The 9,686-nt window shown below is 69.7% G+C and carries 6 protein-coding genes and 1 riboswitch; of the genes, 1 reads left to right on the top strand and 5 read right to left on the bottom strand.

Features of this window, described 5'->3' with window-relative positions; translation table 11 throughout:
• Nucleotides 1–67 precede the first annotated feature (67 nt).
• The 5 genes from ACFWMZ_RS07415 to ACFWMZ_RS07395 all read right to left on the bottom strand — a co-directional run bounded on the left by ACFWMZ_RS07415 (nt 68) and on the right by ACFWMZ_RS07395 (nt 7,994).
• On the bottom strand, nt 68–1,120 hold the full coding sequence (locus ACFWMZ_RS07415; protein ID WP_383174789.1) for a ribonucleotide-diphosphate reductase subunit beta: 1,053 nt from the start codon (nt 1,118–1,120) through the stop codon (nt 68–70).
• Nucleotides 1,120–3,495, bottom strand: coding sequence for a ribonucleoside-diphosphate reductase subunit alpha (locus tag ACFWMZ_RS07410; protein WP_383174792.1), 2,376 nt, complete (start codon nt 3,493–3,495; stop codon nt 1,120–1,122). The genes ACFWMZ_RS07415 and ACFWMZ_RS07410 overlap by 1 nt, the downstream gene beginning before the upstream one ends.
• A gap of 135 nt (nt 3,496–3,630) precedes the next feature.
• A riboswitch (cobalamin riboswitch) is annotated at nt 3,631–3,772 on the bottom strand.
• Between the two features lie 433 nt (nt 3,773–4,205).
• Nucleotides 4,206–4,445 (bottom strand): YbdD/YjiX family protein, encoded by a 240-nt coding sequence (locus ACFWMZ_RS07405; protein WP_383174795.1) that lies wholly within the window; start codon nt 4,443–4,445, stop codon nt 4,206–4,208.
• Entirely contained in the window at nt 4,442–6,667 is a 2,226-nt protein-coding gene (locus ACFWMZ_RS07400) for a carbon starvation CstA family protein (protein WP_383199969.1), read from the bottom strand. Before ACFWMZ_RS07400 ends, ACFWMZ_RS07405 begins: the two co-directional genes overlap by 4 nt.
• Nucleotides 6,668–7,205: 538 nt before the next feature.
• Nucleotides 7,206–7,994, bottom strand: a complete 789-nt coding sequence (locus tag ACFWMZ_RS07395) for a GntR family transcriptional regulator (protein ID WP_383174801.1) — start codon at nt 7,992–7,994, stop codon at nt 7,206–7,208.
• Between the two features lie 311 nt (nt 7,995–8,305).
• On the opposite strand from ACFWMZ_RS07395, the gene ACFWMZ_RS07390 reads away from it, so the two are divergent.
• Nucleotides 8,306–9,607, top strand: a complete 1,302-nt coding sequence (locus tag ACFWMZ_RS07390) for a sugar ABC transporter substrate-binding protein (protein WP_383174804.1) — start codon at nt 8,306–8,308, stop codon at nt 9,605–9,607.
• The last annotated feature ends 79 nt before the right edge of the window (nt 9,608–9,686 follow it).

The raw sequence follows: 9,686 nt of genomic DNA, 5'->3' as shown, positions 1-9,686 counted from the left end.
CCCGGCGCCCCGCCCTCAGGACGAGGGGCCGGGCGGCGGGCGTTCGTACGCGTGGGGCGCGGGCCGGTCAGAAGTCGTCGTCGAAGGAGACGGTGCCCTCGACCGCGACCTGGTAGGCCGAGACCCGGCGCTCGAAGAAGTTGGTCAGCTCCTGCACGCCCTGGAGCTCCATGAAGGAGAACGGGTTCTGCGAGCCGTACACCGGGGCGAAGCCCAGCCGGGTGAGCCGCTGGTCGGCGACGCACTCCAGGTACTCGCGCATCGACTCGGTGTTCATGCCGGGCAGGCCCTCGCCGCACAGGTCGCGGGCGAACTGCAGCTCGGCCTCGACGGCCTCCTTGAGCATCGCGACGACCTGCTCCTCCAGCTTGTCGTCGAAGAGTTCCGGCTCCTCCTTGCGGACCGTGTCGACCACGTCGAAGGCGAAGCTCATGTGCATCGTCTCGTCGCGGAAGACCCAGTTGGTGCCGGTCGCCAGGCCGTGCAGCAGCCCGCGCGAGCGGAACCAGTACACGTAGGCGAACGCCCCGTAGAAGAACAGCCCCTCGATGCAGGCGGCGAAGCAGATCAGGTTGAGGAGGAACTTGCGGCGGTCGGCCTGGGTCTCCAGCTGGTCGAGCCGGTCCACCGAGTCCATCCAGCGGAAGCAGAACTCCGCCTTCTCCCGGATCGAGGGGATGTTCTCCACCGCCGCGAAGGCGTCCGCGCGGTCGGCCGGGTCGGGCAGGTAGGTGTCGAGCAGCGTCAGATAGAACTGGACGTGCACGGCCTCCTCGAAGAGCTGACGGCTCAGGTAGAGCCGCGCCTCGGGGGAGTTGATGTGCTTGTACAGGGTCAGCACGAGGTTGTTGGCGACGATCGAGTCACCCGTGGCGAAGAAGGCGACCAGCCGTCCGATCAGGTGCTGCTCACCCGGGGAGAGCTTCGCCAGGTCGGCGACGTCGGAGTGGAGGTCGACCTCCTCGACGGTCCAGGTGTTCTTGATCGCGTCCCGGTAGCGCTCGTAGAAGTCCGGGTACCGCATCGGGCGCAGGGTCAGCTCGAAGCCGGGGTCAAGCAGGTTCTTCGCCGCGCCCACGGTGTGCGCGTTCGCTGCCGGGGTGGTGTCGGGGGTGGTCATTACTGGCATGCCTCGCAGGACTCGGGGTTCTCCAGGGAGCAGGCGACGGACTCCGCGTCGGGGGCCGCCTGCGCCGGGACGGACGCGGTGGTGGGTGCGGAGCTCCCGGCGGCACGCGCGATCCGCGTGGCCGGGCGCGACCGCAGGTAGTACGTGGTCTTCAGCCCCTTCTTCCAGGCGTACGCGTACATCGAGCTGAGCTTGCCGATGGTGGGCGTCTCCATGAACAGGTTGAGCGACTGGCTCTGGTCCAGGAACGGGGTCCGGGCCGCCGCCATGTCGATCAGGCCGCGCTGCGGCAGCTCCCAGGCGGTCCGGTACAGCGCGCGCAGCTCTTCGGGGACCCACGCGAAGCCCTGCACCGAGCCGCTCGCCTCGCGCAGCGCCTCGCGGGTCCGCGCGTCCCAGACGCCGAGCCGCTTCAAGTCCTCGACCAGGTAGGAGTTGACCTGGAGGAACTCCCCGCTGAGCGTCTCGCGCTTGAAGAGGTTGGAGACCTGCGGCTCGATGCACTCGTAGACGCCGGCGATCGAGGCGATGGTGGCCGTGGGGGCGATGGCGAGGAGCAGCGCGTTGCGCATGCCGCTCGCGGCGACCCGGGTACGCAGCGCCTCCCACCGCTCGGGCCAGGCCAGCTCGGTGTCGTAGTGGTCGGGGTGGAGGACGCCCTGCGCGGTGCGGGTCCGGTCCCAGTTCGGCAGCGGGCCGTTCTTCTCGGCGAGGTCGCACGAGGTCTCGTAGGCGGTGAGCATGATGCGCTCGGCGATCCGCGTGGAGAGCTGCCGGGCCTCGGCGGAGTCGAAGGGCAGCCGGAGCTGGAAGAAGACGTCCTGGAGCCCCATCGCGCCCAGACCCACCGGCCGCCAGCGGGAGTTGGAGCGCTCGGCCTGCTCGGTCGGGTAGAAGTTGATGTCCACCACGCGGTCGAGGAAGACCACGGCGGTGCGGACGGCCTCGTCCAGCCGCTCCCAGTCGACGGCGCCGTCGGTGACGAAGGCGCCGAGGTTGACCGAGCCGAGGTTGCAGACGGCGGTCTCGCCGTCGTCGGTGACCTCCAGGATCTCCGTGCACAGGTTGGAGGAGTGCACGGTGTGGCCCGGCAGCGCCGTCTGGTTGGCGGTGCGGTTGGAGGCGTCCTTGAAGGTCATCCAGCCGTTGCCGGTCTGCGCGAGGGTGCGCATCATCCGGCCGTACAGCTCGCGCGCCGGGATGGTCCGCTTGGCGAGCCCGGCCGCCTCCGCCGCGCGGTACGCCGCGTCGAAGGCGTCGCCCCACAGGTCGGTCAGCTCCGGCACGTCCGAGGGGGAGAAGAGCGACCAGTCGGCGTCGGCGTCGACCCGGCGCATGAACTCGTCCGGGATCCAGTGCGCCAGGTTGAGGTTGTGGGTACGCCGGGCGTCCTCGCCGGTGTTGTCCCGCAGCTCCAGGAACTCCTCGATGTCGGCGTGCCAGGTCTCCAGGTAGACCGCGGCGGCGCCCTTGCGCCGGCCGCCCTGGTTGACGGCGGCCACCGAGGCGTCGAGCGTGTTGAGGAACGGGACGATGCCGTTGGAGTGCCCGTTGGTGCCGCGGATCAGCGAACCGCGGGCGCGGATGCGGGAGTAGGCGAGGCCGATGCCGCCGGCGTGCTTGGAGAGCCGGGCGACCTGGTGGTAGCGGTCGTAGATCGACTCCAGCTCGTCCTTGGGGGAGTCCAGCAGGTAGCAGGAGGACATCTGCGGGTGCCGGGTGCCGGAGTTGAAGAGCGTGGGGGAGGAGGGCAGGTAGGAGAGGGCGCTCATCAGCCGGTAGAGCGAGGCGACCTCCTCGACGGCCTGGACCGAGTCGTCCTCGGCGAGGCCGCAGGCGACGCGCAGCATGAAGTGCTGGGGCGTCTCGATCACCTGGCGGGTGTGCGGGTGGCGCAGCAGGTAGCGGCTGTGCACGGTGCGCAGGCCGAAGTAGCCGAAGCGGTCGTCGGCGGCCGTGTCGACAAGCGCGTCGAGCCGCTCGGCGTGCCGGGTCACGAACGCGGCGGTGCGGTCCGCGATCAGGCCCTCGCGGTGGCCGGTGGCGACCGACTCGGTGAAGGTGCGCACGCCCTGGCCCGCGGCCTCTTCGGCGATGGTGCGGGTCAGCAGGCGGGCGGCGAGCCGGGAGTAGGCGGGGTCCTCGGAGATCAGACCGGCGGCGGCCTCCGTCGCGAGCGACCGCAGCTCGGCCTCGTCCGAGGTGGCGTTGCGGCCCCGGAGCGCGGCGGCGGCCACCCGGCCGGGGTCGGTGTCGGGGAGATCCGCGGTGAGGTCGGTGAGGGTACGCAGCAGCGCGCCCCCGGGGCCCTGGATCTCCTCGGCCCGCACCTCGGCCGTCGACGGATCGGCTGGCGCGATGGTCATGAAGCTCTCCCTCGCTCGGCTCGGAGCCTGCGGAGGGCAGCGGGTACGGGCGGACACCGGGCTCACTGCACACGGCACCGCACGCGTCCGCGAGCCCATTCCGCGAGGCCCGGACGACATCGGCACCCGGACCGGACGGCCGGGTGCACTGTCGGCAGGTCCTCGGACTCGCGGGCACGCAGAAGCGCACCAACACACCGTTGCGGGACAGTTCCGGACTTCCACCGGATTCCCCCTGCGACGACAGCGAGCATGAGCATACATCTTGTGCCGCGCTCGCCAAGCGGCCCCATATCTTGTGTCGGGTGTGCTGTGAGGTGGGTCATTCGACCCCACCCGCACCGGATGCCCGAACCCCGCGCGAAGCCCTCGGGGCGGGGTTGGAGCGGCTGCCAGGGCGGGCCGGGGAGCCGGTTCCTGAGGGACTTTCGGCGGGCCCGGAGAGGCTCCTGGGGACGGTCCCGGCGGCTCTCGCGGGAACGGTCCGGAGCGGCACAGCGACCTGGGAGAGCGTACGCGCCCGGGTCCGGGGACGAGGTGCCAGGGGGCACGCGAGGGGCGGGGCGGCTCGGCTGGACGCGGCCTCGCCGCAGGCGCGCACTGCGCTGCCCTGCCCTGCCGTGCCCCGCGCCCGCGCGCGGGCTGCGCCCGGCCCCGGGACACGGCGAGGCCGCCGACCCCCTGAGGGGGCCGGCGGCCTCGTCCCGCGGTCAGCAGCAGCGGAACCCGTCGCGCGGATCGGCCTCGCGGGCGTCCATGCGGCTGCGTTCGAACTGCCTGCGGGTCATCACCTCGGCGTCCGGGTCGTGGCGCCGGACGTGCGCGGCGTACTTCTCGTACGCCGTCTCGCCCGACACCTCCCGGACGTACCAGCCGATCCAGCGGACGCCCTCGCGCACGCGGTGGGCCAGGACGCCGAGGCGTCCGGGGTGGGCCGCCTCGCCGCTCATGCCCGGTCGCCGCCGCCCTGCCGGGCGGGGGCGTCGCCGTCACCGTCACCGGAGGAGCCCGGCGCTCCCGCGCCGACGAGGGCCAGTTCGGCCTTCTCCTCGGCGGTGGGGAACATCCCGGCCGGGGCGACGATCTTCGACTGCTCGAAGGGCGCCTCGGCGAGCTTGACCGACTCGGGCTTGCGGATCGCGTTGTAGCTGACGCGGCCCGCGTCGACCAGGACGATGATGATCAGCACCGCGAAGACGATGGACAGGACGCCGTCCACGGTGGAGTTGGTCACCACGGTGTGCATGTCGCTCATCGACTTGGCCGGGGCCAGCACCTCGCCCGCGTCGATGCCGTCCTGGTACTTGGCGCGCTGGGCGAAGAAGCCGATGGCCGGGTTGTCCGAGAAGACCTTCTGCCAGCTCGCGGTGAGCGTGACCGCCACGTCCCAGGCGAGCGGTATGCCCGTCACCCAGGCCCACTTGAGCCGGCCCGACTTGATCAGCAGCGTGGTGCAGACAGCGAGCGCGACGGCGGCCAGCAGCTGGTTGGCGATGCCGAAGAGCGGGAAGAGCTGGTTGATGCCGCCCAGCGGGTCGTGGACGCCGACCCAGAGGAAGTAGCCCCAGCAGCCGACCACGACCGCCGAGGTCAGCCAGACGCCCGGCCACCAGCTGACCCGGCGCATCGGCTTCCAGACGTTGCCCAGGGTGTCCTGGAGCATGAAGCGGCCGACCCGGGTACCGGCGTCGACGGTGGTGAGGATGAAGAGCGCCTCGAACATGATCGCGAAGTGGTACCAGAACGCCTTCATCCCGGCGCCGCCCAGCGCGGCCGCGAAGATCTCCGCCATACCGAGGGCGAAGGTGGGCGCGCCACCGGTCCGCGACAGCAGCGACTGCTCCTCGACGTCCTTCGCCGCCTGGGCCAGTTGGTCCGGGCTGATGGTGAAGCCGAGGTTGGCGACCGCCTCAGAGGCGCTGTTGACCGTGTCGCCGAGGACGCCGGCCGGGGAGTTGATCGCGAAGTAGAGACCCGGGTCGATGATGCACGCGGCGATCATCGCCATGATGGCGACGAACGACTCGGTGAGCATCGCGCCGTACCCGATCATCCGGATCTGGGTCTCCTTCTGGACCATCTTCGGGGTGGTGCCCGAGGAGACCAGGGAGTGGAAGCCGGAGAGCGCGCCGCAGGCGATGGTGATGAAGACGAACGGGAAGAGCGAGCCGGAGAAGACCGGGCCCGCGCCGCTGGTCGCGAAGGAGGTGACGCCGTCCATCTTCAGCGTCGGCATCGCGATGACGACGCAGACCGCCATCAGCACGATCGTGCCGACCTTCATGAAGGTGGAGAGGTAGTCACGCGGGGCGAGCAGCATCCAGACCGGCAGCACCGAGGCGAAGAAGCCGTAGACCACCATCCAGATGACCAGGGTGCCCGGCTCCAGAGTGAAGAAGTCCGCCATGGAGGACTCGGCGACCCAGCCGCCGCCCACGATCGCCAGCAGCAGCAGCGCCACACCGAGGACGGAGACCTCGGTGACCTTGCCCGGGCGCAGCGTGCGCAGGTAGACGCCCATGAAGAGGGCGATCGGGATCGTCATGCCGATGGAGAAGACACCCCACGGCGACCCGGCCAGCGCGTTGACGATGACGAGGGCCAGCACCGCCAGCAGGATGATCATGATCATGAAGACCGCGATCAGGGCGGCGACACCGCCGACCGGGCCGATCTCGTCCCGTGCCATCTGACCGAGCGAACGGCCGTTGCGGCGGGTGGAGAAGAAGAGCGTGACCATGTCCTGGACGGCGCCGGCGAAGATCACGCCCGCCACGATCCAGATGGTGCCCGGCAGGTATCCCATCTGGGCGGCCAGGATCGGGCCGACCAGCGGACCCGCGCCCGCGATCGCCGCGAAGTGGTGGCCGAAGAGCACCCGGCGGTCGGTCGGCTGGAAATCGACCCCGTTGTCCAGGCGCTCCGCAGGGGTCGCCCGGTTCTTGTCGACCTTGAGGACCTTGTTGGCGATGAACCGCGAGTAGAAGCGGTACGCGATGGCGTACGAGCCGAGGGCCGCCGCCAGCATCCAGATGGCGGAGATCTCCTCGCCCCGGGAGAGCGCCAGCACGCTCCAGGCGATGGCGCCGACCACGGCGACCAGCGACCAGATGGCGATGGATTTGGCGGACAGCTTCCGGTTTTCGGAAGCGGGTGGAGCCGGCTCGGCCATGATGGTCCCCTCACATGAGCGCAGATGGACCCACCCGCGCTGAACTCCTGTAATGCGTCGGAAATGTAGGCGACCAGTCCGGGCTTTGACACCCCCTGTCCGCGTATCGGAACGGCAACGACTTGCCGCCCGGCGCAACCCTCCGCCGGAACCTCCGCGTCCTCGCCCCTTACGCACGCCTCCCCCCGCATTTGTCCCCCCGCGAGGCGCCGCCCGCGCCCTCGCGATCCCTCCCGGACCGCTCCCCTGCCGGCACCGCCCGCTGCAGTCTGCGTACCCGCGGCGGACCGTCGGGCATGCGCGGAAAAGCACACACGTACGAGCGAATTCGCCGCCGGAGGCCGGGCTGGGGCGAGCGGGCGTAGTACCGGATGACGGAAGGACGGAGAGCTATTTCCCGCCATGCGACCCCTCTTCCTCCGTCGGCCCTTCTGCCGGACATGGGGAAGGGCGGCACCCGGTGAGGGGTACCGCCCGTCCGGCCGTCGGCGCGGGGGTCCGGCCCTGCTCCGCCACCGGCCCCGCTGCGCCGCCGGTCCTAATCCACCGGCCGCTTCAGCCGTGCCAAGAACTTGTACCGGTCGCCGCGGTAGACCGACCGCACCCATTCCACCGGCGCGCCCGTCTCGTCGCGGGAGTGGCGGGAGAGCATCAGCATGGGCAGGCCCACGTCGGTGGCGAGCAGGGCGGCCTCGCGCGGGGTGGCGAGCGAGGTCTCGATGGTCTCCTCGGCCTCGGCGGGGCGCACTCCGTAGACCTCGTAGAGCGCCGTGTAGAGAGAGGTGTACTTGACCAGGGAGCGGCGCAGGGCGGGGAAGCGCTTGGCGGAGAGGTGGGTGGTCTCGATCGCCATCGGCTCGCCGCTGGCCAGCCGCAGCCGCTCGATGCGCAGCACCCGGCCGCCGGCGGTGATGTCGAGCAGGGTGGCGAGGGAGTCGTCGGCGGTGATGTAGCCGACCTCCAGCAGCTGGGAGGTGGGCTCCAGGCCCTGGGCGCGCATGTCCTCGGTGTAGGAGGTGAGCTGGAGCGCCTGGGAGACCTTGGGCTTGGCGACGAAGGTGCCCTTGCCCTGGATGCGTTCGAGCCGGCCCTCGACGACCAGCTCCTGGAGGGCCTGGCGGACCGTGGTCCGCGAGGTGTCGAACTCGGCGGCCAGCGTACGCTCGGGGGGCACGGAGGTCCCCGGCGGCAGCGTCTGCGTCATGTCGAGCAAATGCCGCTTGAGACGGTAGTACTTGGGCACGCGCGTGGCTCGCACCGGACTGGTGGGTTCCGTGGCGGGCTCGTCGGCCGTCCGGGTCCTCGTACCGCCCGCGTCCGTCGTCATGCTCCGCCTCTCCGGCTCCTGTGCTGCTGCCGTCACCGGCTCCTCCGTCTGTCGCGGATCACATCGTGGCACGGCCGGTGATCGGCGGGCCTGACTCCCTCAGGTGTCGGTCCCGTAACGCGCCCTCAGGTGTCGGTCCGATAACGGACGTGACTGCCCTTCTTATACACCCTTGACACCCCTAAAGGTCTAGGCCAAGCTCCGGCTTACTGGTCTACACCATTAAAGACCAGTTCCCAGTCCCACGGCAGTACTCGTCTTCGATGTCATCGCTGCGGGTGGGGGGTAGAGGGTTCCCTGAGGAGGGTGACGTGAAGCGCAAGCTCATTGCGGCCATCGGTGTCGCTGGCATGATGGTCGGTCTCGCGGCGTGTGGCGGGGACTCGGAGACGGCGAGCAACGCCAAGCCCGAGGACCGCAAGGAAGACCTGACCGTCTGGCTGATGGTCGACGCCCAGAGCACCTGGCCGGAGCTGGTCAAGGACGTCAACGCGCAGTTCAAGAAGAAGTACCCCAACGTCAAGGTGAACGTCCAGTACCAGGGCTGGGCCGACAAGGCCAAGAAGCTCGACACCGCCCTCGGCGGGGACAAGTTCCCGGACGTCGTCGAGCTCGGCAACACCGAGACGATGCAGTACATCCTCAACGGCGCCCTCGCCGAGATCGACCCCGAGAAGTACGAGAACTCGGACTCCTGGATCCAGGGCCTCACCGACACCTGCACCTTCGAGGGCAAGCAGTACTGCGTGCCCTACTACGCGGGCGCCCGCGTCGCGGTCTACAACCAGGACATGCTGAAGAAGGCCGCCGGCACCGACACCCTGCCCGAGACCGAGGACGAGTTCCTCAAGGCGATGGACAAGGTCTCCAAGGAGTACGGCGAGAAGGACAAGCGGTACTCCTCCCTCTACCTCCCGGGCCGCTACTGGTACGCGGCGATGTCCTACGTCGCGGCGTACGGAGGCCAGATCGCCGAGTACGACGAGGGCACCAAGGAGTGGAAGGGCACCCTCTCCGCCCCCGAGGCGCAGAAGGGCATCCAGCACTTCGTCGACCTGGTCAAGAAGTACAACAAGGCGGACCTGACCAAGGACGAGCAGGACCACGCCAACGTCATGGCCAACGAGAAGGCCGGCGTCATCTACGGCAACGGCTGGGAGGCCGGCTCCGTCGTCGACGGCGAGAACAACGGCAACCCGAAGCTCGAAGGCAAGATCGCCACAGCGGGCATGCCCGGCCCCGAGGGCAAGGCGCTGCCCTCTTTCATCGGCGGCTCGGACCTCGGCATCGTCGAGAAGTCCAAGGCCAAGGACCTCGCGGAGGAGTGGGTCTCCCTCTTCACCAACGAGAAGTCCATGGAGGTTCTGGCGGGCAAGAACATCCTGCCGAACAACACCAAGCAGCTCGAGCCGCTGAAGGAGAAGCCGGAGACGGCCGCCGTCGCCAACGCGGTGCCGGACGCCTGGTTCACCCCGATCGCCCCCGGCTGGACCTCCATCGAGAAGGAGGAGGTCCTGAAGAACATGCTGCTGCAGATCATCAAGGGCGACTCCGTCGAGAAGGCCACCAAGGCGGCCGACGCCAAGATCGACGAGCTGATCAACAAGGGCTGACGGGCCCCGGATCACCAGCGGACGGGACCCGCCACGCGTGGGCCCCGTCCGCCCTCTTGCGGTGCAGAACAGGAAACGG

Origin of the sequence: Streptomyces sp. NPDC058373 (assembly GCF_042723275.1) — a bacterium.
GTDB lineage: Bacteria > Actinomycetota > Actinomycetes > Streptomycetales > Streptomycetaceae > Streptomyces.
Note: the sequence above shows the minus strand (reverse complement) of the source record. Positions and strands in the feature narration are given on the sequence as shown.